The sequence below is a fragment of the Variovorax sp. Soil_C_33 genome (genome assembly GCF_057656935.1).
Window position 1 is genome coordinate 96,150 of sequence record NZ_JBDGJK010000011.1, and the last position, 26,504, is coordinate 122,653.

Genomic DNA, 26,504 nt, shown 5'->3' on the forward strand with positions numbered 1-26,504 from the left:
AGGCAATGCGTCAGTCCGCAGGATAGAGCCGTGCGCGATCGAAGACGGCATGGGGATCGAACTCGTGCATCAGCGCACGGTGGATGCGTGCGAGCGGCGGGCTCAGCGCGTCGAAGCGGCCCAGCACGCGGTGGCGACGCTCGGCCGAGGGCAAGAACAACGTCGCATGACCGCCGACCGCGCGGGCTGCCGCCCGCAGCTTCGGGCCCTCGTCGGGCGACGCGAGATACCAGCGCTGCGCGCCATGCCATTCGATCAGGGGCGAGCCCTCGAGCGCCAGAACGGGGGCGGTCTGGGGCACCGACAGGCGCCACAGATCGCGCGCAGCGCGTTCGCCGAACCATGGCGCGCGTTGATTGCGCACAGCCTGCCAGCCGGCCTGGGCTCGGGCCGAGTCCTGCCGTTCTCCGCCGAGCTGCGTGCAGGCGGCCGCCACCGCCGCCACCGCGCCGCGCAATCGCAGCCAGAGGCGGCCCGCACCGGCCTCTTCCAGCCATCGGCTCGCGTTGAGTGGCAACGGCTGGCCGCCCCAGCCGTTGAGCAGGCGCAGCGCATCGGCCTGGTTGCATTCGAATGCGAGGGTGGCCTCGGCCGGCGCAATGGGCAGCACCTTGAGGCTGACCTCGGCGATGACGCCCAGCGTCCCGAGCGAGCCGGCCAGCACGCGCGAAACGTCGTAGCCGGCGACGTTCTTCATGACCTGGCCGCCGAAGCCGAGCCGTTCGCCGCGGCCGTTGATCAAGGTGGCGCCGAGCACGTAGTCGCGCACGGCGCCGACGCTGGCCCGCGCCGGGCCGCTCAAGCCCGCCGCGACCATGCCGCCTACGGTCGCTGCGCTCCCTGCGGCGGTGCCGCTGTCCATGAGGCGCTCGCCCAAGGGCTCGGCGCGGGTGCCCCCTTCGCCGAGATGCGGCGGCTCGAAGGGCAGGCATTGGCCCTGCTGCGCAAGCAGCGCTTCGAGCTCGGCCAGCGGCGTGCCGGCACCCGCGGTGACGACCAGCTCGCTCGGCTCGTAGCTCGTGATGCCCGCGAGTGCGGCCGTGGAAAGCGGCTCACCCTGCGGCGGCTCGCCGTAGAAGTCCTTGGTGCCGCCGCCGCGGATGCGCAAAAGCGTGCCGTCGGCGGCTGCGGCGCGGATGCGCTCGGCGATCTGGCGAAGGGCTGGATCCATCGGGCGATCGTACCGCCCGCGGCCCAGGCCGGCCTGCATCCCCCTCGGGGGGCAGCGAGTACACGAAGTGACGGAGCGTGGCGGCTACATCAATCGGTGAAGAAATGGACGGGCAGTCCTGACACTTCGGTATGTATCGCCAGCACCTGGCCGGAAGCGGGCCGCTGCTCGATCTCGGCCGCGGGCCGGCCCTTGCGGGCGCTGGTGACGAACAGCGTGCGCAGATCGTCGCCGCCGAAGCAAGGCATGGTGGGGCACTGCACGGGTGTGGGAAGCGCATCCACCTGCTCGCCCGAAGGCGCGAAGCGCAGCAGCTGGCCGCCCTCGAACATGGCCACCCAATAGTGGCCCTCGGCGTCCATGGTGGCGCCGTCGGGCCGGCCTTCGTAGCGCAGCGGCGATTCGGGCGTCCAGCCGCCGGGCTTGGCGTCGAACTGCCGGAACACGCGCGGGCGCGAGAGCGCATTGGCCTCGGCCGCCCAGTCCCAGGCGCGCACGCTGTGCGCCGCGGTGTCGGCCCAGTAGAGCGTCGTGGCATCGAGCGAGAAGGCCAGGCCGTTGCCGGTGGTGGCCTCGTTCGCCATCTGCATGAGCTGCGGCGCATCGCCGCCTTGCGCATCGAGGCAGTAGAGCGCCGCGTTCGGCCGGTCCTTGGCCTCGTTCAGCGTACCGGCCCAGAAGCGGCCCCATGCGTCGCACTTGCCGTCGTTGAAGCGCATGGTGCGCGCGTCGTGGTCGACCTTGGCGATGACCGAGAGCGGGCCTCTCCACTCGCGCGCGCGGTAGATGCCGTCGCGCAGCGCGATCACCAGGCCGCCGCTCACGGCCGGCGCCATGCAGCCGGGCTCGGTCGGCAGATGCCATCGCTCGATGGAGTGGCTGCCGATCTCGCCACGGGTTCGCAACACGACACGGCCCGGGATGTCGAGCCAGTAGAGCGACCGTTCATGCGGATGCCAGAACGGGGATTCGCCGAGCTGGCAGAGGCTGTCGTCGAGCGTGGTCCACATGGCGCCAGCTTAGGGCAAAAAAAAGACCCGCTCGCGCCGAAGCGCTCGCGGGTCGAACATCCAAAGGAGATCTGCTTGCTTGAAATGATCCGCTTCAGCGGTTGTAGGCGGTTTCGCCGTGGGACGAGATGTCGAGGCCTTCGCGCTCTTCTTCCTCGCTCACGCGCAGGCCGATGGTGAGGTCGACGATCTTGAATGCGACGAAGGACACCACGCCCGACCACACGATGGTCAGCAGCACCGCCTTGAGCTGGATCCAGACCTGGGCGCCGATGCCGTTGGAGACAATGCTGGCCGTGACCCAGTCGCCCACCAGGCCGGGGCCGCCGAGCGCCTGGGTGTTGAACACGCCGGTTAGCAGCGCGCCGACGATGCCGCCGACGCCGTGCACGCCGAACACGTCGAGCGAGTCGTCTGCGCCGAACATCCTCTTGAGGCCGTTGACACCCCAGAGGCAGGCGAAGCCGGCGACGAAGCCGATGATGATCGCGCCCATCAGGCCGACGTTGCCGGCGGCCGGGGTGATGGCGACCAGCCCGGCGACGGCGCCCGAAGCGGCGCCCAGCATCGAGGCCTTGCCCTTCATCAGCGCTTCACCGATGGACCATGCGAGCACCGCTGCGGCGGTGGCCGAAAAGGTGTTCATGAAGGCCAGCACGGCGCTGGTGCCCGCTTCGAGCGCGGAGCCGGCGTTGAAGCCGAACCAGCCGACCCACAGCAGCGAGGCGCCGACCATGGTGAGCGTGAGCGAGTGCGGCGTGAAGGCTTCCTTGCCGTAGCCGATACGCTTGCCGACCAGGAAGGCGCCGACCAGACCGGCCACGGCGGCGTTGATGTGCACCACGGTGCCGCCCGCGAAGTCGAGCGCGCCCCATTGCCAGATCAGGCCGGCCTTGGCGTTCATGGCATCGACCACGTCCTTGCTGGCGTAAGCGTCCGGACCCATCCAGAACCAGACCATGTGCGCGATCGGCGTATAGCTGAAGGTGAACCACAGCGCCATGAAGAGCAGCACAGCCGAGAACTTGATGCGCTCGGCGAAGGCGCCCACGATCAGGCAGCAGGTGATGCCGGCGAAGGTGGCCTGGAAGGCGGCGAACAGCAGCTCGGGGATGTAGACGCCCTTGCTGAAGGTCGCGCCCGGCGAGAAGACGCCGGTGGCCGGATCGAATACGCCCTTCATGAAGAGCCGGTCGAATCCGCCGATGAAGGAGTTGCCCTCGGTGAAGGCGAGGCTGTAGCCGTAGATGAGCCACAGCACCACGATCATCGAGAAGGTGACCATGATCTGCATCAGCACCGACAGCATGTTCTTGCTGCGCACCAGGCCGCCGTAGAACAGCGCCAGGCCGGGGATGGTCATCATGATGACGAGCAGCGTGGACAGCAGCATCCAGCTGGTGTCGCCCTTGTTGAACGAGGGTGCCGGCGCGGCGGCCGGCGCCGCGGCGGCTTCGGCGGCGGGTGCAGCTGCGGCCGGTGCAGCAGCGGGAGCCGCAGGAGCTGCAGCAGGCGCGGCGGCCGGCGCCGCGGCTGCGGGCGCTTCGGCCGCGGGCGCCGCCGGCGGCGTCTGGGCAAAGCCGGCCGTGCCGGCAGCGAGCACGCTCAGGCCGAGCGCGAGAGAGACGAGCAATTTTTTCATGTCGATTTTTCTTTCGTGCCTTGAAGTCAGAGCGCTTCGCGGCCTGTTTCTCCGGTGCGGATGCGAACGACCTGCTCCAGGTTGTAGACAAAGATCTTGCCGTCGCCGATCTTGCCGGTGCGTGCGGCGCTTTCGACGGCCTCGATCACGCGCTCCACGAGTTCGTCGGCCACGGCGGCCTCGATCTTGACCTTCGGCAGGAAATCGACCACGTACTCCGCGCCGCGGTAGAGCTCGGTGTGGCCCTTCTGGCGGCCGAAGCCCTTGACCTCCGTCACGGTGATCCCTTGCACACCGATCGCCGAGAGCGCTTCGCGCACCTCGTCGAGCTTGAACGGTTTGATGATGGCTGTGACCAGCTTCATGATGTTTCTCCTACAGATGGAACGGAAGACCGCGCGTTGTTGTGATTAGAGCGTCTTGGTCAGCGTGACGATGAAGCGCGCCTTGTTGGGCGACCAGGTGGGCGCACCGAAGCCCAGGTCGGGGCCGGACACGAGCAGGTACGAGCTCTTCTTGTTGGCGCCCTGCACCGAGCCGGCCAGCGACAGGCCGTTGCCGAAGTCGTAGGAAGCGCCCACGTTGTAGTCCACGTAGCTCTTGTAGCCCAGGCTGCGGATGTCGCTGCTCATGCGGGTGTAGCCCAGCGCCGCCTTGAGCGTGACCTTGGGCACGATCTCCTTGGTGTAGGCGAGATTGAGGTAGCCGGTGTTGCGCCCCTTCAGGCCCGAGCCGTCGCGCTCGCCGGCGTAGTTGAAGTAGTCCTTGGAGACGGTGTGGGAGTACTTGAAGGTGAACGCGCCGATGGCCTCGTTGGCATAGGTGGCCGCGCCGTAGAGCTCGGTGGTGTTGCCGCGGGCGTTGCCCGGGTAGATGTAGGCGAGCGCACCGAAGTCGAGGTCGAACACGCCGGCCTTGAACTTGTAGCCGCCGTAGATATCGCTCTCGATGTCGTTGCCGGCGAGCCAGTTGACGCTGGAGTTCCAGTTCCCGATGTAGAAGCCGCTGTCGCCGAAGGCGTAGTCGAAGCCGCCCTGGATGGCGGGCTTGAAGCCCTTGGTCTTGGCAAAGCCGTTGCTGCCGAGCACGTCCTGATCCTGACCGCGGAACTTGTAGTTGCTGGTGAGCGCAACGTTGCCAGTGAGCTGCGCGCTCGCGATCAGGGGCAGGGCAGCCAGCGAGACCACGGCCAGGGCAGAGGCGGTTTTACGGTGCATCATCGAGAGACTCCTCGGAGGTTTTGGAATGGAATGGAAGCCATCTCAAAGCAGGGAGCGTGCCAAACCGCCCATTCCGCACTGAGAAGGGCCTGGGACAGGTGCACATTGCAACAATGAGCAAAAGATGGGCGCACCATCTTGGGGAAAGGGAGAGAAATGAGCTTGTCTTTGGTGCAAAGCCGTGCCTTGCTGGGCCTGGAGGCCGCCAGTCTCACGGTCGAGGTGCATCTGGCCAACGGCTTGCCCAGCTTCACGCTCGTGGGCCTGGCGGAGGTGGAAGTGAAGGAAGCGCGAGAGCGCGTGCGTTCGGCGATCCAGAACGCCGTGCTCGAATTCCCCAACAACAAGCGCATCACGGGCAACCTGGCCCCGGCCGATCTGCCCAAGGACTCGGGCCGCTTCGACCTGCCGATCGCGCTGGGCATCCTGGCCGCCAGCGGCCAGATCGACGCGCCGCGGCTGGCCGGCCACGAATTCGCGGGAGAACTTTCGCTGTCGGGTCAACTCAGGCCCGTGCGTGGTGCACTCGCCATGGCGCTGGCCTTGCACAGCCGCGGGATCGCGACCCGGCTGCTACTGCCGGCCGACAGCGCGCAGGAGGCCGCACTGGTGCCGGGCGCCGAGGTCTATGGCGCGGTCCACCTGCTCGACGTGGTGCGGCAGTTTCTTCCGGCCGGCAGCGCGGTGCTCGCGGACGCGCCCGCCGACGCGGGCTGGGCGCGCGTGCAGCCCGGCCCAGGCGGGCCGGATGTGCGGCATGCGGACCTGGCGGAGGTCAAGGGGCACACGGGCGCCAAGCGCGCGCTCGAGATCGCGGCGGCCGGCCAGCACAGCCTGCTGATGGTGGGCCCGCCCGGCTCCGGCAAGTCGATGCTGGCCCAGCGCTTCGCCGGCCTGCTGCCGGCCATGAGCGTCGACGAAGCGCTGGAGAGCGCGGCCGTCGCCAGCCTGCACGGCCGCTTCGCCGTCGAGCGCTGGATGTGCAGGCCGACCTGCAGCTCGCACCACACCTCGAGCGCGGTGGCACTGGTCGGCGGCGGCTCGCCGCCGCGTTCATGCACAGCGCGGCGGCGCGGCTGGGCTGGTCGGCGCGCAGCACGCACCGTGCGCTGAAGGTCGCCCGCACGATCGCCGACCTGGCCGGCGCCGGCGCAGTGCAGGCGGCGCACGTGGCGGAGGCGGTGCAATACCGCAGAGCCCTGCGCGCGGAAGGGTGAAGCTCAGCGCTTGAAGCGCCCGCCGCTGATGATGGACAGATCGACGTAGTCGATGCCCGAATGGTCCTGCGGCGAGTAGCTCACCTCGATGCCGCCGCCGACGTCGTACTGCAAGCTGTTGAGCACCGCCAGCAGCTTGGCGCGCGTGGGCTTGGGACCGGCGCGGCGCAGCGCCTCGACCATCACCTTGGTGGCGACGAAACCCTCGAGCAGCGCAGGCGACAGCTCGATGTCGCCCTTGGCCTTGGCAAGGTCCGCGGCCTCCTTGATCAGCGGATGCGCCATCGCGCGCTCGTAGGGCAGCACCTGCGTGACGATCACGCCGCCGCTCGCGTTGCCCAGCTCCTTGATGAAACCCGAGGCCGCATTGTTCGAAAGCGTGATGATCTGCGCCGCCGAGCCGGCCGCGCGCAGCGCCTTGATGCCCTCGGTGACCGCGGTGCCCGAGCCGATCCACAGCACGGCCTGGGCATTGGCCGCGGTCAGCTTCGGCACGATGGTCGCGTAGTCGGGCTTGTTGCGATCGGCCAGCGCCAGCACCGCCGGTTTCAGCTTGGCCTTGTCGAAGCCGCGGGTCGCGCCCTCCATGGCGTCCTTGCCGAAGGAATCGTCGGCCTGGACCACGGCGATGCGCTGAATGCCCACCGTCTGAAAATGCTGGATCGCCTTCTCGGCCTCGCGCTGGTAGGTCGAACGCACGTTGAACACATGCTTCTGCAGTGGCTTGTGCAGCGACATCGCGCCGGTCGAAGGGCCGATCAGCGGCGTGCCGGACTTGTCGAGCAGCGGGATGACCGCGAGCGCATTGGGCGTGCCGCGGTTGAGCAGCAGCGCGATCACCTTCTTCTCCTCGATCAGGATGCGCGAGTTCTCGGCCGAGCGCTTGGGATCGAGCCCGTCGTCCAGGCGGATCATCTCGATCTTCTCGCCATGAATGCCGCCTTGCGCATTGACCTGGTCGATCACCAGCTGGGAGCCGGCGATGGTTTCCTTGACGCTGGCCGCGACCGGGCCCGACATGTCGGCCGACTGCCCGATCAGGATCTGCGCGTTCGCGCCGATGCATCCAAGGGTCAGCGCGGCAGCACAACAGAGAACTTGCACGGTCTTCATGGCGCTCCTTCAAGCGAAAGCCGCGCGAGAACCGCAGCTCCAAAGTGTGTGCAATTGTTAACGGATGTGCGCCTCGCCCAGCGGGGGACAAACCCTTTCAGGAATTCGACTTACTTGGCGCGCCGCGCCTCAGAGCAGCCCGCGGCCGGCCAGGTTGCGCATCAGCGCACCGATGCCGAAGGACCAGCGCGCGGCCTGGTCCGAATGCACGACGCGGTTCTCCAGCGCGCCGAGCTCGGGCGCCGAGATGGTCACGCGGTCGCCGACCACGTGGGTGAAGCCCTGGCCCGGACCGTGGCGGTCCTGCGTGGGCGCGAACATGGTGCCGAGGAAAAGCACCAGGCCGTCGGGATAGGCATGGTGCGGGCTGATCGCCTGCGACACGATGTCCAGCGGGTCGCGGCTGATCAGCGCGAGCGAGCTTTCGCCTTCGAGTACGAAGCCTTCGGGGCCTGCCACGCGCAGCGCCACGGTGATGCGGCGCACCTGGTCGATGCCGAAGTGGGCGTCGAAGAGGCGGATGAAGGGGCCGATCGCGCATGAGGCGTTGTTGTCCTTGGCCTTGCCGAGCAGCAGCGCGCTGCGGCCCTCGAAGTCGCGCAGGTTGACGTCGTTGCCCAAGGCGGCGCCCAGCGTCTGGCCGCGGCTGTTGACCGCGAGCACGACCTCGGGCTCGGGGTTGTTCCAGACCGAGCCCGAGTGGATGCCGACATCGGCGCCGGTGCCGACCGCGGACAGCACCGGCGCCTTGGTGAAGATCTCGGCATCGGGGCCGATGCCGACCTCGAGGTACTGCGACCAGGCGCCCTGCGCGATCAGCACCTCCTTGACCTGCGCTGCCTGCGGCGAGCCGGGCACGATGCCCGCGAGGTTGTCGCCGAGCACGCCACCGAGCGCCGCGCGAATCGATTCGGCCTTCGACGCGTCGCCGCGCGACTGCTCCTCGATCACGCGCTCCAGCAGGCTGGCGACGAAGGTCACGCCGCTGGCCTTGACGGCCTGCAGGTCGCAGGGCGCCAGCAGCCAGGGTTGGTCGGGATCGCGCTTGGCCTCGTCGCTGTTGGCCAGCGCCGCATCGAGCGCGGCGATACGCGGCGCGTTGTTGTCGCGCAGGGCCTGCTGCACGGCGCCCGCGGCATCGTCGAGTTCGAGCAGCTGGCTCGTGGTGGGCGCGAGGCGCGTCAGGTCGTGCAGGCCGCCCTGATGCACCGCCACCGGCGTCGGCCCGAGCCCGGGCTGCCAGAGGCGTCCGATCAGGGTGGCGCGCCCGGCATCGCGAGGCAGGCTGGTGGCGGGTGAGAGGGTCGGGGGCATGCGAGGTCTCCAGGATGAACGGGCCGATGAGCCGGCCTCTGGTGGGCGATCGTACGGGACTGTCAGCGCGCCGGGGAGATTTGGCTCCCCGCGCGCGCCCGCGCGACGCTCTGCGGCAGGTCTTCCCAGGCTGCAGCCTGCGGCGCGAAGCGCGCGCGCATGTAGCCGGCCAGCTCGGCGATCTGCGCGTCGTCGAGCGCATCGCGGAAGGCCGGCATGAAGCCGATCTCGCGCGAGGCCGGCTCGCGCACGCCTTCGAGGATGGTGCGCAGCAGGTTGTCCGGCTTGTCGCTCGTGAGATTGCTGTTGAGCGCGAGCGGCGTGTTCACGCCCAGCAGGGTCGGCCCGTCGCCGTCGTGGTGGCAGGCGGCGCAGGCGCCGTCGAACATGCGCTGCGCGGGACCGAGCAGCTGGCCCTGTCCGGCAGCGGCGGTGGCGACCGCGCGCTGCGCCTGCGCATCGGCTTGCGCATCGCTGGCGGCCGGATTGAAGGAAGCGAGATAGGTCGCCATCGCGCGGATATCGTCATCGGGCACCACGGCCAGTTCGCGCACCACCTCGGCCATCGGGCCGCCGGCGATGCCATGGCGGGGGCTGTGGCCGTTGCGCAGGTAGCGATAGAGCGCATCGGCATTCCAGGGCGCGGCCGCCTTCGAGAGGCTGGTGAGTGCCGGCGCCTCCCAGCCCTCGACCATCGCGCCCGACAAGAAGGCGCTGCCGCCCTGCTCCGCGCCCAATGCATTGCGCGGCGTGTGGCAGGCGCCGCAGTGGCCCAGGCCGTTGACGAGGTAAGCCCCGCGGTTCCATTCGGCGCTTTGATCCGGCACCGGCTGCATCGGCGCCGGATCGTGGAAGAGCGCATTCCAGCCGGCCATCAGCGGCCGCAGGCCGAAGGGAAACTTGAGCTCGGCCTCGGGCGTGGGCGCGCGCACCGCGGGCAGCGACATGAAGTAGGCGTAGAGCGCCTGCAGGTCGTCGTCGCTGGTCTTCGCGAAGGCGGTGTACGGAAAGGCCGGGTAGAGGTGATGCCCGTCGCGCGAGATGCCTTCGCGCATCGCGCGCTGGAAGGCGCTGAAGGACCAGCGGCCCAGGCCGGTGTCGGCATCGGGCGTGAGGTTGGTGGTGTAGATGGTGCCGAAGGGCGTGTCCATCGCACGGCCACCGGCATTGGGCGCGCCGCCCGGCGCGGTGTGGCAGACGGCGCAGTCGCCGATGGCGGCGAGGGTGCGGCCGCGCTCGATGGTGGATTGGGTGTAGGCGGGGGCGCTGTAGTTGACGGGAGCGATTGTCGAGCGCCAGCCGAGCAGGCCCGCGATGACGCCGAGGCCGCCGATGATGAGCGCACTCGCCGTGGCCCATGCGGTCTTGCCCCTTCCCCCTTTGGGTGAAGGTTGGGATGGGGGCACGACGGCGCCACCATCGAACGCCGGGGTGCCCCCACCCCAGCCCTCCCCCAAAGGAGGAGGGAGTGAAGACGGGTTCAGCGCGGCGCGCACCACCTCCGGCGTGAACGGCGGCGCCCGAAACCGCACCCCCGTCGCATCGAAGATCGCATTCGCGATCGCCGCGGTCCCCGGCACCGAGGACGACTCGCCCGCTCCCAGCGGCGGCTCGCCGGGCCGTTGCATGTGCATGACCTCGATCACCGGCACGTCGCGGAAACTGACGATCGGGTAGCTGCCCCATTCGCGGCTCGCCACCACGCCCGGGTTGGGCGCCGCCTGCGGCGCGAATTGCACGCGCTCCTTCAGCGCGCGGCTGGTGGTCTGGATCACGTTGCCGTGGATCTGGTGTTCAACGCCCGCCGGATTGACCATCAGCCCCGCGTCGTGGCCCACCACCACGCGGCGCACATGCACCTCGCCGGTCTTGCGGTTGACCTCGACGTCGGCGACCCACGCGGACCAGGCCGCGCCGAAACCCGGCCACTTGCTGTGCACGTAGCGCGCGTACGCGAAGCCTTGGCCGAACAAAACGTCGCCGCCCGGCCCGAGTCCGCCGTCAACGTTTTCCTGCGGACCGGTGCGCATGCGCCAGCCGGCCTTCTGCGCGGTCTCGCGCACCAGCTCGGCCGCGCGCGGATCGTGCAGGTGGCGCAGGCGGAACGCGACCGGATCGACGCCCGCGGCGGTTGCCAGCTCGTCGACATAGGACTCGTGCGCGAAGGAGCTTGGCAGCGCCGACACGCCGCGCAGCCAGGAGGCGCGCACGATCGGCGCCATGTCGTTGACCTTGACGCGCAGGTTGCCGTACGCATAGGGCGGGCGCGCGGTGCGGTCGCCCATCTCGAAAGCCTGCGCAGCCGGCTCGATGGTGCGCGTGAGCAGGAGCGCCAGCGTGGGCGCGCCGTTCGAGGGGTAGGAGGTCTCGAAGTCATAGGCCGCGACACCGCCCTCGGCATCGAGCCCGCCCCGCACCTGCATCAGTTGTGCGGCACCCTTCGGTTCCCAGGCATGCTCCTGCTCGCGCGTGAGCTGCACACGCACCGGCGCGCCGGCCGCGCGCGCGAGCAGCGCGGCGTCCGCCGCGACGTCGTCGGCGCCGTTGCGGCCATAGCAGCCGGCCGCCTCCATGCGCACCACGTCGACCGCAACATCGTCCAGGCCCATGAGCTTCGCGAGATCGGCGCGCAGCACATGCGGGTTCTGCGAACCGGCCCACACGCGCAGCTGCACATCGCCGCCCTCGCCTTCGGGCTGCCAATGCGCGAGCGCGCACGAAGGCCCGATCGACGCATGCATCTGGTACGGCCAGACGTAGGTGCGCGGCATCGATTCGGCTGCGCCGGCGAGCGCGCCGTCGACATCGCCTTCGTCGACCAGCAGGCGCTGCGTGGCGGGGTTGGCGCGGATCGCGCCTTCCAGGTCGTCGAGCGAAGGCAGGCCCGGCCACTTCTTCCATGTCACGCGCAGTTCGCGCAGCGCCTGCTCGGCATGCTCCTCGCGCTCCGCGACGACGCCGACGAAATCGCGGATCGCCACCACGGCGCGGACGCCGGGAATGTGCGCGATCGAGGATTCGTCCACCGATTCGAGCGTGTTGCCGATGTAGTCGCCGTGGTCCGCGCCCGCATAGGGCGGACGCACGACGCGGCCGTGCAGCATGCCGCTCGCGCGCATGTCGTGCACGAAGACCGGCTCGCCCGCGAGCTTGGCCGGGATGTCGACACGCGGCACGGGCCTGCCGACGATGCGGTAGTCCTTTGGGTCCTTGAGGCGCGCGCCGCCGTCGAGCTGGAGCACGGTGCGCGCATCGGCCACCAGCTCGCCGAAGCCGACGCTGAAGGCGGGGTCGTCGCCGGCGTGGATGCGGCCCTCGCGCACCGCGAGCAGCGAGGGCTGCACGCCGAAGCGCTCCGAAGCCTGCGCGACGAGCCAGGCGCGCGCCTGCGCGGCCGCCAGCCGCAATGGCGCGGCATGGATCTGCAGCGAGGCGCTGGCGATGGTTGCGCCCTGGTTGGGCGCACGCGCGGTGTCGCCGAGCACCATGTGGATCTGCGCCAGCGAAACGTCGAGCTCCTCGGCGACCACCTGCGACAACGCGGTCCGGATTCCGGTGCCGAGATCGACGTGGCCGTTGAGCGCGGTCACGCTGCCGTCGTCCCACACGGCAAGCAGGATCTCGGGGCCTTCCGCGGGATTGCCCGACACGGTGGGCGGCTGGCCGTTGGCGACCGGCGGCGCGGGCGGCGTCTCGCGCACGACGATCAGCGCGCCGCCTGCCGATAGGAAGTCGCTGCGGCTGCGCGGCTGCTCGGCACGCCGGCTCACGAGTCGGCGTCCTTTCCGGCCATCAGCTCCGCAGCGCGCTGCACCGCGGCCAGGATCTCGACATGGGTGCCGCAGCGGCATAGGTTGCCCGAGAGCTCCGCGCGGATGCGCTCATCGCTCGGATGCGGCTCGCGCGCCAGCAGCGCCGCCGCCTGCATCACCATGCCGTTCAAGCAGTAGCCGCATTGCGCGGCCTGCGCGTCCTCGAAACCTTGCTGGACCGGATGCCACTGGTCGCGCGAGCCCAGGCCTTCGAGCGTGGTGACGGCGCGCCCGGCCACACCATGCGCCGGAATCACGCAGGCCCGCGCCGCCACGCCATCGACCCACACCGTGCAGGCGCCGCACTGGCCCAGTCCGCAGCCGTACTTGGGCCCGTTCAGGCCCAGGTCGTTGCGCAGCACGTGCAAGAGCGATGCCTCGCGCGGCACCGCAAGCGCATGCGCCCGGCCGTTGACCTGCAGGACGAAGGTCTCAGCGTTGCAGGCGTCCGTCACGTGTGTACATCTCCAGATCGACGAAGGTCGATCCATTGTGGTTCTTCGGCCCGTAGGCCACCGGGAACTCGCCGACGCGCGTTTCGCCCAGGCTCTCCAGCGCCGTGATGAAGCTCTCGCGCGTGAGGTGGCGGCCGGCACGCTTGAGCCCTTCGACGAACACGCGCGCGGCGATATAGCCCTCGAGCGCGGTGTAGCTGTCGGTCTTCTCACCGAACTCGGCGCGGTCGCGCCGGTAGTCGGCCACGATCGGCACGCGCACCGCCTGCGGCGGCGGCACGATGCTGGCGGTGACCAGCCCTTCGAGTTTGCCGCCCAGGCGCTGTGCCGAACCGGCCGCGTCGGTGATGCCGACCGAGAGCGTGTAGAGCGGCGCAGCCGCACCGCCGGCGCGGTAGTCGCGGATGAAGACCTCGCTCATGCGCCCGGCCATGATCATCACCACCGCGCCGGGCTTCGCCTTCGCCAGGCTCTCGCCGATCTCCTTGGCATCGGTCGCGGCGATGGCCATCGGCAGCGCCTGCACCACCTTGACCTTGTACTCGGCCGCGAGCTGCTCGCAGGTCGCGAGGTTCGACTTGCCGAAGGCGCTGTCCTGGAACACCACGGCGATGTTGTGGATGCCGATGGTCGACAGATGGCTGATGATCTTGCGCAGTTCCAGGTCGTAGCCCGCGCGCACATGGAACAGGTTGCGATTGAGCTTGGTACGGAACGAGGTGGTGCCCACCAGCGGCGCGAACATCGGCACACCGGCCTTGTCGGCGAGCGGCATCGCCGCCACCAGGTTGCCGGTGGCGACGAAGCCCATCAGCGCGAACACCTTGTCCTCGTCGATCAGCTTGGCCGTGTTGACCGCCGTGCGCTGCGGCTCGTAGGCGTCGTCGTAGGACAGCAGTTCGATCTTGCGGCCGTTGACGCCACCGCTCTTGTTCACGCGGTCGAAGTAGAGCTTGATGCCGGCGCGGTAGTCGTTGCCGAAATCCTGCGCCACGCCGCTGAAGACGGCCGACTGGCCGATGCGGATGCTGGTGTCGGTGACGCCGTGTTCGGCGGCGTGCGCGAAGATCGAGAAGAAGGCGAGCGCGGCAGCACAGCGCGCCGCCGCGGCGCGTCGGGAAATGCAGGCCATCGCTCAGGCCGCCGCTTCGATGTCGGTGGATTGGATGCGCTTGACGCCCTTGGCCGTCATTTCCTTCCAGGCCTTGGCCAGCGAGCCGTCGAGGTCGATGGCGCGCGTCGCGTCCTCGATCACGTAGGCCTCGAAGCCGGCCTTGCGCGCATCGAGCGCGGTCCAGGCGACGCAGAAGTCGGTGGCCAGGCCGCTCACGAACACCGTCTTGATGCCGCGCGCCTTCAGGTAGCCGGCCAGGCCGGTCGCCGTCTTGCGGTCGGCCTCCTCGAAGGCCGAGTAGCTGTCGATCCCCTTGCGGAAGCCCTTGCGGATGATCACCTGCGCGGTCGGCAGCTTCAGGTCTTTGTGCAGTGCGGCGTCCTCGGTGCCCTGCACGCAGTGGTCGGGCCACAGCACCTGGTTGCCATAGGCCAGCTTGATGCTGCTGAAGGGCTTCTGCCCCGGATGCGCGCTGGCGAAGGAGGCATGGCCCTGCGTGTGCCAGTCCTGCGTGACGACGATGTTCTCGAAGGCCGAGGAGAGCTTGTTGATCACCGGCACCACCTCGGCGCCGCCCTTGACCGGCAGCGTCCCGCCGTCGACGAAGCAGTTCTGCACATCGACCACGATCAGCGCCGCGTTGGACGCCGGCTTGATCTTCGCGGCCGCGAAGAGCGGCGCCGAAAGCCCCGCGAGCCCCAGGGCTGCGGCGGACTGGAGAAAGATTCTGCGGTGCGTGTTGTGCATGGTGTCGCTCCTCGGGTTGAAAGAATGCCGTGATCAGACGCTCAGGTACGCCCTGCGCACCTCGTCGTTGGCAGCGAGCTCGGCCATCGACGCCTGGTAGCGGATCTGTCCCTTCTCGAGCACGTAGGCGCGGTCGGATACGAGTTCGGCGAAGTGCATGTTCTGTTCCGACAGCAGGATGCTCACGCCCTGCGCCTTGAGCTCGAGGATCATGTTGGCCATCTGCTCGACGATCACCGGCGCCACGCCTTCGGAGGGTTCGTCGAGCAGCACCAGGTAGGGATTGCCCATCAGCGTGCGCGCCACGGTCAGCATCTGCTGCTCGCCGCCGCTCATGCGGCCGCCCGGGCGGTTCGGCATCTCGCCGAGGTTGGGGAAGAGCTTGAACAGGCGCTCGGGCGTCCACAGCGGCGCATCGCTGCCGTCGGCCCAGCGGCGCGCGGCCTGCTTGCCGACTTCGAGGTTCTCCATCACCGTGAGGTCGGTGAATACGCGCCGGTCCTCGGGCACGAAGCCCAGGCCCAGCTTGGCCGCATGGTGCGGCTCGCTCTTCGAGATGTCGTGGCCGAGGAAGCGCACCGCGCCGCGGCGCTTGGTCAGCATGCCGATCAGCGCCTTGAGCGTGGTCGACTTGCCGGCGCCGTTGCGGCCCATCAGCGCGACCACCTCGCCGCGCCGCACTTCGAGATCGACGTCGTAGAGGATCTGCGCGGCGCCGTACCAGGCGCACAGGGCCTTGGCTTCGAGAAGGACTTCGTGTGTCATTCAGCCCCCTCGCTCGGCACTGCGTGTCCTCGCTGCCCCCCGAGGGGGTGCGCTTGCTTGGGGCGGCCCGGCGCTGCGCTCATGCCGCCTCTCCTATCGCCGCGTTCACCGCAGCAGCCTTCTCGGCGATCTTCTCGAAGGTCTTGCCGCTGCCAAAGTACACCTCCTGCACCTTCGGATGGTCGCGGATCTCGAGCGGCTTGCCCTGCGCGATGAGGCGCCCGCGCGCCAGCACGATCATGCGGTCGGCGTACGCGAACACCACGTCCATGCTGTGCTCGGTGAAGAGCACGGCCATGCCGCGGTCGATGACGAGTTGCTTGGTCAATGCCATCAGCGAGTTGCGCTCCTTGGGTGCCATGCCGGCGGTGGGCTCGTCCATGAGCAGCAGCTTGGGACTGTTGGCCATCGCGATCGCGAGCTCGACGCGCTTGACGTCGCCGTAGGCCAGCACGCTGCAGGGCCGGTCGCCTTGGCTCTTCATGCCGACCTGGTCGAGCAGCGCCAGCGCCTCCTCGCGCTTGTGGTCGGCCGCGCGGCGCCAGGTCGAGAAGAGCCGGTGGTCGTGCGAGAGCAGCGCCATCTGCACGTTCTCCACCACCGTGAGCGAGGCGAAGGTCTCGGCGATCTGGAAGGTGCGGCCCACGCCCATGCGCCAGATCTCGCGCGGCTTGCGCCCCACGAGTTCCTGGCCGTCGAGCAGGATCGATCCGCGATCGGCCTTCAACTGGCCGTTGACCATGTTGAAGGTGGTGGACTTGCCGGCGCCGTTGGGGCCGATCAGCGCCAGCAATTCGCCTGGCGCGAGATCGAAGCTGATGCCGTCGACGGCTTTCACGCCGCCGAAGGATTTGCCGAGTTCGTTGACTTTGAGAAGGCTCATGCCTTCGCCTCCTTGAGTTCGGCTGCGTCGCCCGCATGCCGCCGTCGATCGAACAGCTGCTTGGTGAAGCCCGCGATCCCCTGCGGGAACAGCAAGACGAGCAGCAGGATGATCCCGCCCAGCATCGCGCGCCAGTAGTCGGTGTTGCGCGCCACCGTGTCGTGCAGCCAGGTGAAGGTGACGGCGCCCACCACCGGCCCTGCCAGCGTCTGGATGCCGCCCAGAAGCACCATCACCAGCCCGTCGACCGACTTGCCCACGCTCAGCGATTCGGGCGAGATGCTGCCCTTGGAGAACGCGTAGAGCGCGCCGGCCAGCCCCGCGGCGGTGCCCGCGATCACGAAGGCCACCCACTGCATGCGTTTGACGTCGATGCCGATCGCATCGGCCCTGAGCACCGAATCGCGCCCCGCGCGCAGCGCATAGCCGAAGGGCGAGAACAGCACGCGGCGCAGCCACAGCACGCCGAACGCGACCAACGCCAGTGTGAGCCAGTAGTACACGCGCTTGTCCGAAAGCCAGGCGGCCGGCCAGACGCCGGTGAGGCCGTTGCTGCCGCCGGTGAAAGTGTCCCACTGGTAGGTGATGGCCCAGGTGATCTGCGCGAAGGCGAGCGTGAGCATCGCGAGGTAGACGCCCGACAGCCGCACTGCGAACCAGCCGTAGACGAAGGCGCCGGCCGCTGCCACCAGCGGCGCGACGACGAGCGCGAGCTCCATCGGCATGCCGCTGGCGCGCACCAGCAGCGCGGCACCGTAGGCCCCGAGTCCGAAATACGCCGCATGGCCGAAGGAATGCATGCCGGCCGGCCCCATGATGAAGTGCAGGCTGGTCGCGAACAGCGCGGCGATCATGAGATCGATCATCAGCACCGTCGTGTAGGGCGAGTCGGCCGTGATGAAGGGCATGGCCGCGAGCACCAGGCCGAACACGGCGGCCGCGATCAGGTAGGCCTTGCTCGGGCGGCGCAGCGGCTCCTCCTGCATGCCCACGTAGCGGCTCGGCGCCTGCGGCCGGCCGAACAGGCCCCAGGGGCGCCAGACCAGCACCACCGCCATCACGAGGAAGTCGACCACCAGCGTGAGCTTGGAAAACGAGACGCTGATGCCGAAGACGTCGACCACGCCGAGCCAGATGCAGACCGCCTTGATCTCGGCGATCAGCAGCGCGGCGGCATACGCGCCGGGGATCGAGCCCATGCCGCCCACCACCACGACCACGAAGGCGGCGCCGATGGTGTTGAGGTCCATCTCCAGCGTGGCCGGCTCGCGCGGCAGTTGCAGCGCGCCGCCCAGGCCCGCGAGCAGCGCGCCGAGGGCGAACACGGCGGTGAACAGCCAGGCCTGGTTGACGCCGAGCGCGCTGACCATCTCGCGGTCCTGCGTGGCGGCGCGCACCAGCGTACCGAAGCGGGTGCGCGTGAGCAGCATCCAGACCAGGCCGAGCACCAGGGGGCCGACGACGATCAGGAACAGGTCATAGGAAGGGAACTGGCGCCCGAGGATCATCACCGAGCCGGAGAGGCCGGGCGCGCGCGGGCCCAGCAGTTCGTCGGGGCCCCAGAGCCACAGCACCGCGTCCTTGATCACCAGCACCAGCGCGAAGGTCGCGAGCAGCTGGAACAGTTCGGGCGCCTTGTAGATGCGGCGCAGCAGCACCACCTCGATCAGCGCGCCGAGCACGCCGACCGCCAGCGCGGCGATCACGAGCGCCGGCCAGAAGCCGAGCCCCGTGCCGAGACGCTCGACCAGCGTGTAGGCGATGTAGATGCCCACCATGAAGAACGAGCCATGCGCGAAGTTCACGATCCGCGTGACGCCGAAGATCAGCGACAGGCCGGCCGCCACGAGAAACAGCGACGACGCGCTCGCCAGCCCGTTGAGCAGCTGGACGATGAAACCTGAAAAGCTCATGACTCGTTCGCCCTCGCTCAATCGTTGGCGCGGGACTTCTTCAGCTCGGCGACCGGCGGCTGGTACTTGGCGTCGGCACCGTCGAGGTACACGTAGTTCACCATCACGCCCTTGCCGCCTTCGTTCTTGGTGCGGCCCACGAACGCGCCCATCGTCGACTGGTGGTCTTCGGGACGGTAGGTGATCTTGCCGAAAGGCGTGTCGACCTGCAGGCCCTTGAAGGCCGCGACCAGCTTGTCGGTGTCGGTGCTCTTGGCCTTGGCGATGCCGGCGGCGGCCGACTTGATCATGCTGTAGCCCACCACCGAGCCGAGGCGCGGGTAGTCCTTGAACTTGGCCTGGTAGGCCTGCTCGAACTTCTTGTGCTCGGGCGTGGTGATGCCGTACCAGGGATAGCCGGTCACGATCCAGCCGTTGGGCGCCTCGTCCTTCAGCGGGTCCAGGTACTCGGGCTCGCCGGTCAGCACGCTCACCACCTCGCGGTCCTTGAACAGGCCGCGCGTGTTGCCTTCGCGCACGAACTTCGAGAGGTCGGCGCCGAAGAGCACGTTGAAGATCGCGTCGGGCTTGGCATCGGCCAAGGCCTGCACCACGCTGCCGGCATCGACCTTGCCGAGCGGCGTGGCCTGCTCGGCCACGAACTCCACGTCGGGCTGCGCTGCCTTCATCAGGTTCTTGAAGGCCGCCACCGCAGACTGGCCGTACTCGTAGTTGGGATAGACCACGGCCCAGCGCTTCTTCTTGAGCTTGGCCGCTTCCGGAACCAGCATCGCGGCCTGCATGTAGGTGCCCGGACGCAGGCGGAAGGTGTACTGGTTGCCCCCCTGCCAGGTGATCTTGTCGGTCAGCGGTTCGCCGGCGAGGAAGAAGAACTTCTTCTGCTTCGCGAAGTCGGTCACCGCGAGGCCGGTGTTGGACAGGAAGGTGCCCGCCAGCATGTCGACCTTCTCGCGCGAGACCAGTTCCTCGGCCACACGCACCGCATCGCCGGGGTTCGCGTTGTCGTCGCGCGTGATGAGCTCGATCTTCTTGCCGTTGACGCCGCCGGCCGCATTGATCTCGTCGACCGCGAGCTCCATGCCCTTCTTGTAGGGCTCGAGGAAGGCGGGCTGCGCCTTGTAGCTGTTGATCTCGCCGATCTTGATCACGCCCTGCGCATGCGCGGGGACGAGTGCAGTGGCGAGCGAGGCGACGGCGGCCGCACTGAAGACATGACGCAGGGGGTTCATCGAAAGCTCCTTGGGGTCGAACAGAGTTGGAAACGCAAAACGGAGGGAAGACTCAGCGCAGGCCGTCTTCGCCCTTGATTTCTGAGGCCTGCAGGCCGCCGATGCGCGGCAGCGGACGGCCGCTGTCGGTGACCGCCACGGCCACCACGATCTCGTCGGCGCGCGGCGCATCCGACACGCGGGCCTCGACGGCGTCGAAATGGCTGCGCACGAAGGCCGCGTCCTTGTGGCCCAGCGGCACGTCGATGGCGGTGCCGAGGGTTCCGCGCTTCTTGGCCGAGGGCACCAGCGCCGCGCCCTTTTCCACCGCCACGCGCAGCGGCGCGCCGAGCTTGGGATGCAGGATGGCCGCAGCATGCTCGAGCTCGCCGGCCTCGCCGACGATCGCGGCCTTGCCGTAGCTTTGCGCACGGCCGGGCTCGATGCCCAGCGCGGCCACGGCCTTCTGGCCGAGCAGCGCGCCCAGTTCTTCGCCGATGGCGATCAGCTCGTCGAGCGATTCGCTGTAGCGGCCCGCATAGGGGTTCTCGATCACCGCGATGGCGACGGCGCGGCGCGTGGGCGGCTCGATGGCCTGGCCCATTTCCTTGCGGGTTTCGTCGACCTGGACGACGAGCTTGCGGATGTTGGCGCTCATGGTTTTCTTTCCTTGTCTCTGGATCAGGGATCGTGCGCTTCAGCGCAGGCCATCCCACTTGGCGATGTTTTCTGCCCGCAGGCCGCCCACGCGTTCGTGTACGCGGTAGCCGGTGCTCATCGCGAGGATGAACACGATCTCGTCGGACAGCGGCGCGCCGGGCACGCGCACCTCGATCGCATCGAACTGGCCGCGCACGTAGCTGGCATTGATGTTGGTAAGCGGCACGTCGAGTGCCGCGCCGGGCGGCCCAACCTTCTTGGTGGAAGGCACGATCGAGAGCGCGTTGCCGGGCTGGCCGGTCTTCTTCTCGTCGACCGTGCCCGAGCGGTAGGCGGCACGGTCGCCCTTCCAGCCGAGCAGCTCGCGCATCGCATAGCCGCCGGGCACGTGCCACAGCGCGCCATGCTCCAGCTCGCCGGCGGCGCCGACGATGGCGCCCTTGCCGTAGGTCGCGATCTGCTCGAGCGGTACACCCATCGCGGCGTGCAGCTTGTGCGCCATGTCGACGCCGACCGGGTCGAGCAACGCCATCATCGGCAGGATGTCGGGCTCGTAGCGGCCCGCGAAGGGATTGGTCAGCACCGCGCCGATGGCGCCGCGCACCAGCGGCGTTGCGGCGCGCGGTCCGAACTCGTGGTGGATGTGCTCGACATGGGTGAAAACGCGACGTATATCGATCATGAAAGGAAGCCCTGCTTTTCGTTAAGCAAATACTGAACCAACTGCAGCGGCGCGGGGCTGGCCCGCAATGGCCGAGCCACCCGACGCATGCAAGCTTAAGGGCTCGACCATCGCCCATTGCCCCTGACAAACCAGCACGACCGACCACACCAGGCCCATGCGCTGCAGCTCGGCCGCGCGGACCGCGCCCGCATCCAGTGCGCGGCGCACCTGCGCGGGCGCCAGCGGCTCCACCTCGGTCGTCACCGGGATGTCGCCCAGATCGCTGTCGTCCTTGCAGGCGCTGGCCGGCAGGCGGCGAATGCCCGGGTCGGCGACATCGACCGCGTTGGCGATCACGGTGGCCGCGGCATCGGCTTCGGCCGCGGTGGCCGCGAGCACGGTCACGCTGTCGGCGATGCCGAGCGAGAAGCTGCGGCCGCGCCAGCCGCTGGTGGCGACGCCGCGCACCGGCATCTCGGCGCCGATCTCGAACTGGCCGTCGGTCGCGATCGGGCCGCCGTCGCGCAGGTCGAAGCGCGCGAGATCGGCGAACAGGCCGACGCGCGCCGAATGGCCGGGCGCCAGATGCAGCGCGATGTCGCCGCCGTTGTTGATCCACGCGCGCTCGATGCCGGGGCGCCCGTAGCAGGCGATGAGTTCCTGCGCCACGGCACCGGCCACGGCGGCCATCGGCGTGATGAAGCCGGCACTGAACGGGGCGCAGGCCTGCCACATGCGTTGCGCAATCGGGCCTTGCAGCGCGCAGTCGGCGCCCACGGGCTGGCGCAGCAGGGGCAATTCGGCCACCAGCTCTTCGAGCACGCCGCCGAAGCGCCGCCATGCGAGCTCGTGCGCGACGGCCACCTCGACCGGGTCGCCATGCGCCTCGGCCACGATGTCGATCGGGCCGTGGTTGAGATGCCAGCGGCCGCCGTCGAGCGCGGTGCGTTGGGCGGTCATGGAATGAAGTCCTTAGCCGAGCATCGGCGGTTGGCCCAGGGGCCAGGGATTCGCATCGTCCATGCGAAGCCATTGGCGCGCCAGCGGCGCGCCGTCGTTCTGCCAGGCGCCGCGCGCCAGCGCCTGTTCGAGCGAGAACACATGCTCCATGTGGCCGCCGAGTGCAGCGTAGTCCTCGCGCCGCATGCTGAACTCGATGGGCGCGACGATCGCGGGCGTGGGCACGGTGCCGAAGCTGTTGTCGGGCATGCGCAGGACGTCGGCCATCACCGTGATGCCGCCGCCGGGCCACACATAGGCCGGTGCGCCGCCGCAGGTCACGTTGACCAGCGCGCGCTTGATGGCGCGCGTGAGCAGCACCGGGTTCTCGGTGACGCCGGCGCGCAAGGACCCGCCGGCGCCACCGAGGAAGAGCACGCTGCACAGCGAGGGCTCGCAGTTCTCGCCGATGCGCTCGACGACGCGGCGCACTTCGGCCGGCATCTCCTGCTCGACCGGCCGAAGCTGCTCGTCGAGCACGTACCACTGCGCGTGCTCCCCGGTGGTGGAAGTCATCAGGAGACGCAGGCCCGGCTTGGCCACACCCTCTTCCCAGCCCTCGATGATCGACAGCGGATCGTCGATGTCGGTGCCGCCCCAGCCGTTGCCGGGATTAGCCACCTGGAAGTAGCGCCCGGGCGTGGACTTGCGCCCGCGCATCTGAATGCCCGAGGGCGGCATGTCGAGGCAGCGGCCGGCCTGGTGCTCGGTCAGCACGCCGGTGATGTGGTCGTCGACCACCACCACCTCGTCAGCCTGGCTGAAGAGCTGGCGCGCGAAGATGCCGACGGCCGCCGAGCCGCAGCCCACGCGCATGCGCTTTTCCTCCACGCCATTGACGATGGGCGCGCGGCCGGCCTGGATCACCATGCTGGCGCCGCCGTCGATCACGCATTCGACCGGCTTCTTGTTGCCCAGCAGCTGCATCAGCTCGACCGTCATGCGGCCTTCCTTCTTGCTGCCCCCGGTGAGGTGGTGCACGCCGCCGAGCGAGAGCATCTGCGAGCCGTACTCGGCCGTGGTGACGTGGCCCACCACCTCGCCGCGATAACGCACGTTGGCCTGCTCGGCGCCGAGGAAGCGGTCGGTGTCGATCTTCACCTTGAAGCTGCAGTAGCTGAAGATGCCCTCGGTCACGACCGTGACCATGTCGACGCCCTGGGCTTTGGAAGCCACGATGAAGGGAGCGGGCTTGTAGTCGGGGTAGGTGGTGGAGGAGCCCACGCCGGTGACAAAGACCTCGTCGGCATGGAGGAGATCGCCCTTCCAGTCCGGGTCCGCCTCGGCGCTCGCCTGTTCGGCCGCCGGGCGTGCGAAAGGCACCAGCACGGGCGATTCGCTCGCCAGTTCGCGCCGCAGGAGCAGCACCGGATCGACGCGCACCAGCACGCCCTCGCGGTTGGCATAGCGGTCGCAGGCGCCGGTGCGCCCCTCGGAGATCTGGCACAGCACCGGGCAGGCGTTGCACTCGACCTTGCTGGCGCTCATGCGCTCGTTGCGCAGGGGCGAGCGGCCGCCGGCCTCGGGCAATACCGGCATGTCCATGCCGGGCAATCCGTCTGTCTTGGTGTGTTCGGTCATCGGGGGCTACTCTTTAAATCAGGGCCGATCGGATCTGCAACAACCGCGCCGGAAACCGGCTTGTATTGGGCTCACTGTTTGTGTAGTATTCCCTACACCTTCATGTTGCATTCACTACATTGAAGGCCAATGTAGCAAACAGAATCGACGCTGGCAATGGTGTTTTCGCGGCGTCGCCGACAATCGGCAGGTTCCCTTTTCATTCATAACCATCCCTGATTCCTATGAGTGCATTCAGCGAAGAACGCGTGTTGAGCGTCCACCACTGGACCGACCGCCTGTTCACCTTCACCACCACGCGCGACCCGGCGCTGCGCTTCTCCAACGGCCACTTCACGATGATCGGCCTCAAGGTCAACAACAAGCCCTTGCTGCGCGCCTACAGCATCGTGAGCCCCAACTACGAAGAACACCTGGAATTCCTCAGCATCAAGGTCGAGGAAGGCCCGCTCACCTCGAAGCTGCAGCACATCCAGGTCGGCGACAACATCATCGTGGGCCGCAAGCCCACCGGCACGCTCCTGATCGACTACACGCTGCCCGGCAAGCGCCTCTACCTGTTCGGCACCGGCACCGGCCTCGCACCCTTCATGAGCATCATCCGGGACCCGGACACCTACGAGAAGTTCGAGCAGGTCATCCTGGTGCACGGCGTGCGACAGGTCGACGAGCTGGCCTACCACGACCTGGTGACCGACCACCTGCCGAAGCACGAGTTTTTGGGCGAGATGATCGAGAAGCAGCTGCTCTACTACCCGACCGTGACGCGCGAGGAGTTCCGCAACATGGGCCGGATCACCGAGCTGATCGAGACCAACAAGCTGACCGACGACCTGGGCCTGCCGCCGCTCAATGCCGCGGAAGACCGCGTGATGCTGTGCGGCAGCCCGGGGCTCCTGGTCGACCTGAAGCACATCCTCGAAGCAAGAGGTTTCAAGGAAGGCAATACGTCGACCCCCGGCGATTTCGTCGTCGAACGCGCCTTCGCCGAGAAATGACAGCCCCCCGGCTTTTCGCGAGCTTCGCTCGTGTAACTCCACCCCCCGGGGGGGCGGCGCGGCTCGCCTTGGGGCGGCCCGGCGGCGGCCGCTACTGAGCCATGGCCACGCGCAAGGCGATCCTGCCCAAGCCGGCCACGCGCCGCACCGGCGTGCGCGAGGCCGCCGCGCAGGCCACGCGCGAGAGCATCCTGCGCGCGGCCACCAAGGTGTTCGCGAAGTACGGCTACGACGGCGGCAGCGTCGAGAAGATCTCGAAGGCCGCCAAGTCGTACGACCGCATGATCTATTACTACTTCGGCAGCAAGGAAGGCCTCTTCATCGCGGTGCTCGAAGGCATCTACCGTCGCATGGACGAAGCCGAGGCCGCGATCGACCTCGACGCCTCGCGGCCGGTCGAGGCACTGACGGCGGTGATCCGCTTCGTGCTCGGCTACTACCGCAAGAACCCCGAGTTCGTCACCCTGCTCAACACCGAGAACCTGCACAAGGGCCGGCACGTGGCGAAGTCGCTGCGCGCGCGCGAGTATTCGTCGCGCGCCATCGCGATCATCCAGAAGCTGCTCGAGAGCGGCGTCGCGCAGGGGCTGTTCCGCGACGACGTGGCGGCGCGCGATCTCTACCTGCTGATCGCCTCCACCGGCTACTTCTACACATCGAATCGCCACACGCTGACCGCCTTCCTGGGCGAGCCGCTGGAAACGCCGGAGGCGGTCGCGCACTGGGAAGACTTCGTGATCGAGACGGTGCTGCGCACGGTCGATGCGGGCGCTTCCGAGGAAGAGACAACCACCCCACCCCACGAGGCAAACAAATGGCAGAAGTCGCAACCGGCGCAAAGTCGGGCAAGGTCGTCATCCGGAACATAGGCCTGCTGCTGTCGGGCGACATCGACAAGCCTATCCTGGAGGCCGACACCATCGTCGTGAACGACGGGCTGATCGTCGCGGTCGGCAAGGAGAAGGACTGCGATCTCGAAGGCGCGCAGACCGTGATCGACGCGAAGAAGACCTGCGTCGCGCCCGGCCTGATCGACAGCCACGTCCACCCGGTGTTCGGCGACTGGACGCCGCGCCAGAGCCAGCTCGGCTGGATCGATTCGACGATGAACGGCGGCGTGACCACCATGATTTCCGCCGGCGAAGTGCACCTGCCCGGCCGGCCCAAGGACATCGTGGGCGTGAAAGCGCTGGCCATCACCGCGCAGCGCGCCTTCGACAACTTCCGCCCCGGCGGCGTCAAGGTGCTGGCCGGCGCGCCGGTGCTCGAGAAGGGCATGGTCGAGAGCGACTTCAAGGAACTGGCCGAGGCCGGCGTGGGCCTCCTGGGCGAGGTGGGCCTGGGCTCGGTGAAGGCGGGCTACGAGGCCAAGGAGATGGTGGCCTGGGCGCGCAAGTACGGCATCCAGAGCACCATCCACACCGGCGGGCCCTCCATCCCCGGCTCGGGCCTGATCGACAAGGACGTGGTGCTCGAGGCCGATGCCGACATCATCGGCCACATCAACGGCGGCCACACCTCGCTGCCCGAGGCGCACGTGTGCGAGCTGTGCGAGAAGTCCTCGCGCGCGATCGAGATCGTGCACAACGGCAACGAGCGCGTCGCCATCGCGGCGGCCAAGGCGGCGCTCGATCTGAAGTGCCCGCACCGCGTGATCCTCGGCACCGACGGGCCGGCCGGCTCCGGCGTGCAGCCGCTGGGCATCCTGCGCATGGTGGCGATGCTGTCCTCGATCGCGAACATCCCGGCCGAGCTGGTGTTCTGCTTCGCGACCGGCAACACGGCGCGCATCCGCAAGCTCAATTGCGGGCTGATCGAGGTCGGCCGCGCGGCGGACTTCGTGTTCATGGACCGCGCGCAGCACACGGCCGGCAAGACGCTGCTCGAGAGCGTGCAGCTGGGCGACATCCCGGGCGTCGGCATGGTGATGATCGACGGCATCGTGCGCTGCGGCCGCAGCCGCAACACGCCGCCGGCGACCGAGATTCCGGTGGTGGTGTCGGGGGTGCTGCACTGAC

Annotated in this window: 23 protein-coding genes and 1 pseudogene; 5 read left to right on the forward strand and 19 right to left on the reverse strand. The window is 68.6% G+C overall.

All coding sequences use genetic code 11. The features are described 5' to 3' along the window. Nucleotides 1-10 precede the first annotated feature (10 nt). From glcE to AC3A6B_RS18105, 5 genes are all read right to left on the reverse strand, one after another. The gene (gene glcE / locus AC3A6B_RS18085) at nt 11-1,171 is read right to left on the reverse strand and encodes a glycolate oxidase subunit GlcE (protein ID WP_487838047.1); all 1,161 of its coding nucleotides are present in this window, start codon (nt 1,169-1,171) and stop codon (nt 11-13) included. Nucleotides 1,172-1,260: 89 nt separating this feature from the next. Then, a complete protein-coding gene (locus tag AC3A6B_RS18090; protein WP_487838048.1) occupies nt 1,261-2,181 on the reverse strand; it encodes an SMP-30/gluconolactonase/LRE family protein in 921 nt (306 codons plus the stop codon). Between the two features lie 94 nt (nt 2,182-2,275). Beyond that, complete coding sequence (locus AC3A6B_RS18095) at nt 2,276-3,823, reverse strand: ammonium transporter (RefSeq protein ID WP_487838049.1); 1,548 nt, start codon at nt 3,821-3,823, stop codon at nt 2,276-2,278. A gap of 26 nt (nt 3,824-3,849) precedes the next feature. Next, nucleotides 3,850-4,188, reverse strand: coding sequence for a P-II family nitrogen regulator (gene glnK / locus AC3A6B_RS18100; protein WP_093104326.1), 339 nt, complete (start codon nt 4,186-4,188; stop codon nt 3,850-3,852). A 45-nt stretch (nt 4,189-4,233) separates the two neighbouring features. Further along, entirely contained in the window at nt 4,234-5,040 is an 807-nt protein-coding gene (locus tag AC3A6B_RS18105) for a TorF family putative porin (RefSeq protein WP_487838175.1), read from the reverse strand. A gap of 159 nt (nt 5,041-5,199) precedes the next feature. Here AC3A6B_RS18105 and AC3A6B_RS18110 point away from each other — a divergent pair. Further along, nucleotides 5,200-6,096, forward strand: a pseudogene (locus tag AC3A6B_RS18110) (YifB family Mg chelatase-like AAA ATPase); the annotation flags it as partial. A 2-nt stretch (nt 6,097-6,098) separates the two neighbouring features. Beyond that, nucleotides 6,099-6,260 (forward strand): magnesium chelatase subunit ChlI family protein, encoded by a 162-nt coding sequence (locus tag AC3A6B_RS18115; protein WP_487838050.1) that lies wholly within the window; start codon nt 6,099-6,101, stop codon nt 6,258-6,260. 3 nt (nt 6,261-6,263) lie between these two features. Here AC3A6B_RS18115 and AC3A6B_RS18120 read toward each other — a convergent pair whose 3' ends face one another. The 14 genes from AC3A6B_RS18120 to AC3A6B_RS18185 form a co-directional block, all read right to left on the reverse strand. Further along, complete coding sequence (locus AC3A6B_RS18120) at nt 6,264-7,373, reverse strand: ABC transporter substrate-binding protein (RefSeq protein WP_487838051.1); 1,110 nt, start codon at nt 7,371-7,373, stop codon at nt 6,264-6,266. Between the two features lie 129 nt (nt 7,374-7,502). Then, nucleotides 7,503-8,687 (reverse strand): fumarylacetoacetate hydrolase family protein, encoded by a 1,185-nt coding sequence (locus AC3A6B_RS18125; RefSeq protein WP_487838052.1) that lies wholly within the window; start codon nt 8,685-8,687, stop codon nt 7,503-7,505. A gap of 62 nt (nt 8,688-8,749) precedes the next feature. Then, nucleotides 8,750-12,457 carry a molybdopterin cofactor-binding domain-containing protein gene (locus AC3A6B_RS18130; protein WP_487838053.1) on the reverse strand — a complete coding sequence of 1,236 codons (3,708 nt, stop codon included), beginning with the start codon at nt 12,455-12,457 and terminating at the stop codon, nt 8,750-8,752. Beyond that, on the reverse strand, nt 12,454-12,954 hold the full coding sequence (locus tag AC3A6B_RS18135) for a (2Fe-2S)-binding protein (RefSeq protein ID WP_487838054.1): 501 nt from the start codon (nt 12,952-12,954) through the stop codon (nt 12,454-12,456). Before AC3A6B_RS18135 ends, AC3A6B_RS18130 begins: the two co-directional genes overlap by 4 nt. Continuing rightward, nucleotides 12,932-14,086, reverse strand: a complete 1,155-nt coding sequence (locus tag AC3A6B_RS18140) for an ABC transporter substrate-binding protein (RefSeq protein ID WP_487838055.1) — start codon at nt 14,084-14,086, stop codon at nt 12,932-12,934. The genes AC3A6B_RS18135 and AC3A6B_RS18140 overlap by 23 nt, the downstream gene beginning before the upstream one ends. Nucleotides 14,087-14,089: 3 nt before the next feature. Then, nucleotides 14,090-14,815: a bifunctional nicotinamidase/pyrazinamidase gene (pncA, locus tag AC3A6B_RS18145; protein WP_487838056.1), complete on the reverse strand. Its 726-nt coding sequence runs from the start codon at nt 14,813-14,815 to the stop codon at nt 14,090-14,092. Between the two features lie 33 nt (nt 14,816-14,848). Continuing rightward, nucleotides 14,849-15,580 carry an ABC transporter ATP-binding protein gene (locus AC3A6B_RS18150; RefSeq protein ID WP_487838057.1) on the reverse strand — a complete coding sequence of 244 codons (732 nt, stop codon included), beginning with the start codon at nt 15,578-15,580 and terminating at the stop codon, nt 14,849-14,851. 79 nt (nt 15,581-15,659) lie between these two features. Then, a complete protein-coding gene (locus AC3A6B_RS18155) occupies nt 15,660-16,463 on the reverse strand; it encodes an ABC transporter ATP-binding protein (protein WP_487838058.1) in 804 nt (267 codons plus the stop codon). Beyond that, on the reverse strand, nt 16,460-18,376 hold the full coding sequence (locus AC3A6B_RS18160; protein WP_487838059.1) for an ABC transporter permease: 1,917 nt from the start codon (nt 18,374-18,376) through the stop codon (nt 16,460-16,462). Before AC3A6B_RS18160 ends, AC3A6B_RS18155 begins: the two co-directional genes overlap by 4 nt. A 17-nt stretch (nt 18,377-18,393) precedes the next feature. Next, on the reverse strand, nt 18,394-19,605 hold the full coding sequence (locus AC3A6B_RS18165) for an ABC transporter substrate-binding protein (RefSeq protein ID WP_487838060.1): 1,212 nt from the start codon (nt 19,603-19,605) through the stop codon (nt 18,394-18,396). A 52-nt stretch (nt 19,606-19,657) separates the two neighbouring features. Beyond that, the gene (locus AC3A6B_RS18170) at nt 19,658-20,242 is read right to left on the reverse strand and encodes an amino acid synthesis family protein (RefSeq protein ID WP_487838061.1); all 585 of its coding nucleotides are present in this window, start codon (nt 20,240-20,242) and stop codon (nt 19,658-19,660) included. 39 nt (nt 20,243-20,281) lie between these two features. Continuing rightward, a complete protein-coding gene (locus tag AC3A6B_RS18175) occupies nt 20,282-20,926 on the reverse strand; it encodes an amino acid synthesis family protein (RefSeq protein ID WP_487838062.1) in 645 nt (214 codons plus the stop codon). A 21-nt stretch (nt 20,927-20,947) separates the two neighbouring features. Next, on the reverse strand, nt 20,948-21,868 hold the full coding sequence (locus AC3A6B_RS18180) for a UPF0280 family protein (protein WP_487838063.1): 921 nt from the start codon (nt 21,866-21,868) through the stop codon (nt 20,948-20,950). A 12-nt stretch (nt 21,869-21,880) separates the two neighbouring features. Continuing rightward, nucleotides 21,881-23,488, reverse strand: coding sequence for a 6-hydroxynicotinate reductase (locus tag AC3A6B_RS18185; protein WP_487838064.1), 1,608 nt, complete (start codon nt 23,486-23,488; stop codon nt 21,881-21,883). 224 nt (nt 23,489-23,712) lie between these two features. Between AC3A6B_RS18185 and AC3A6B_RS18190 the strand changes: the two genes are divergently transcribed. The 3 genes from AC3A6B_RS18190 to AC3A6B_RS18200 all read left to right on the forward strand — a co-directional run bounded on the left by AC3A6B_RS18190 (nt 23,713) and on the right by AC3A6B_RS18200 (nt 26,503). Beyond that, a complete protein-coding gene (locus AC3A6B_RS18190) occupies nt 23,713-24,486 on the forward strand; it encodes a ferredoxin--NADP reductase (RefSeq protein WP_487838065.1) in 774 nt (257 codons plus the stop codon). Nucleotides 24,487-24,587: 101 nt separating this feature from the next. Beyond that, nucleotides 24,588-25,355: a TetR/AcrR family transcriptional regulator gene (locus tag AC3A6B_RS18195; protein WP_487838066.1), complete on the forward strand. Its 768-nt coding sequence runs from the start codon at nt 24,588-24,590 to the stop codon at nt 25,353-25,355. Further along, entirely contained in the window at nt 25,301-26,503 is a 1,203-nt protein-coding gene (locus AC3A6B_RS18200) for an amidohydrolase family protein (RefSeq protein WP_487838067.1), read from the forward strand. Before AC3A6B_RS18195 ends, AC3A6B_RS18200 begins: the two co-directional genes overlap by 55 nt. The last annotated feature ends 1 nt before the right edge of the window (nt 26,504 follow it).

Bases quoted from the DNA above. Each gene is read 5' to 3' on its own strand.
- AC3A6B_RS18090 (WP_487838048.1), bottom strand. From the start codon at position 2,181: ATGTGGACCACGCTCGACGACAGCCTCTGCCAGCTCGGCGAATCCCCG.
- AC3A6B_RS18150 (WP_487838057.1), bottom strand. From the start codon at position 15,580: ATGACACACGAAGTCCTTCTCGAAGCCAAGGCCCTGTGCGCCTGGTAC.
- AC3A6B_RS18200 (WP_487838067.1), top strand. From the start codon at position 25,301: ATGGCAGAAGTCGCAACCGGCGCAAAGTCGGGCAAGGTCGTCATCCGG.
- pncA (WP_487838056.1), bottom strand. From the start codon at position 14,815: ATGCACAACACGCACCGCAGAATCTTTCTCCAGTCCGCCGCAGCCCTG.
- glcE (WP_487838047.1), bottom strand. From the start codon at position 1,171: ATGGATCCAGCCCTTCGCCAGATCGCCGAGCGCATCCGCGCCGCAGCC.
- AC3A6B_RS18120 (WP_487838051.1), bottom strand. From the start codon at position 7,373: ATGAAGACCGTGCAAGTTCTCTGTTGTGCTGCCGCGCTGACCCTTGGA.
- AC3A6B_RS18140 (WP_487838055.1), bottom strand. From the start codon at position 14,086: ATGGCCTGCATTTCCCGACGCGCCGCGGCGGCGCGCTGTGCTGCCGCG.
- AC3A6B_RS18095 (WP_487838049.1), bottom strand. From the start codon at position 3,823: ATGAAAAAATTGCTCGTCTCTCTCGCGCTCGGCCTGAGCGTGCTCGCT.
- AC3A6B_RS18195 (WP_487838066.1), top strand. From the start codon at position 24,588: ATGGCCACGCGCAAGGCGATCCTGCCCAAGCCGGCCACGCGCCGCACC.
- AC3A6B_RS18175 (WP_487838062.1), bottom strand. From the start codon at position 20,926: ATGATCGATATACGTCGCGTTTTCACCCATGTCGAGCACATCCACCAC.
- AC3A6B_RS18125 (WP_487838052.1), bottom strand. From the start codon at position 8,687: ATGCCCCCGACCCTCTCACCCGCCACCAGCCTGCCTCGCGATGCCGGG.
- AC3A6B_RS18105 (WP_487838175.1), bottom strand. From the start codon at position 5,040: ATGCACCGTAAAACCGCCTCTGCCCTGGCCGTGGTCTCGCTGGCTGCC.
- AC3A6B_RS18115 (WP_487838050.1), top strand. From the start codon at position 6,099: ATGCACAGCGCGGCGGCGCGGCTGGGCTGGTCGGCGCGCAGCACGCAC.
- AC3A6B_RS18160 (WP_487838059.1), bottom strand. From the start codon at position 18,376: ATGAGCTTTTCAGGTTTCATCGTCCAGCTGCTCAACGGGCTGGCGAGC.
- AC3A6B_RS18180 (WP_487838063.1), bottom strand. From the start codon at position 21,868: ATGACCGCCCAACGCACCGCGCTCGACGGCGGCCGCTGGCATCTCAAC.
- glnK (WP_093104326.1), bottom strand. From the start codon at position 4,188: ATGAAGCTGGTCACAGCCATCATCAAACCGTTCAAGCTCGACGAGGTG.
- AC3A6B_RS18165 (WP_487838060.1), bottom strand. From the start codon at position 19,605: ATGAACCCCCTGCGTCATGTCTTCAGTGCGGCCGCCGTCGCCTCGCTC.
- AC3A6B_RS18185 (WP_487838064.1), bottom strand. From the start codon at position 23,488: ATGACCGAACACACCAAGACAGACGGATTGCCCGGCATGGACATGCCG.
- AC3A6B_RS18155 (WP_487838058.1), bottom strand. From the start codon at position 16,463: ATGAGCCTTCTCAAAGTCAACGAACTCGGCAAATCCTTCGGCGGCGTG.
- AC3A6B_RS18170 (WP_487838061.1), bottom strand. From the start codon at position 20,242: ATGAGCGCCAACATCCGCAAGCTCGTCGTCCAGGTCGACGAAACCCGC.
- AC3A6B_RS18190 (WP_487838065.1), top strand. From the start codon at position 23,713: ATGAGTGCATTCAGCGAAGAACGCGTGTTGAGCGTCCACCACTGGACC.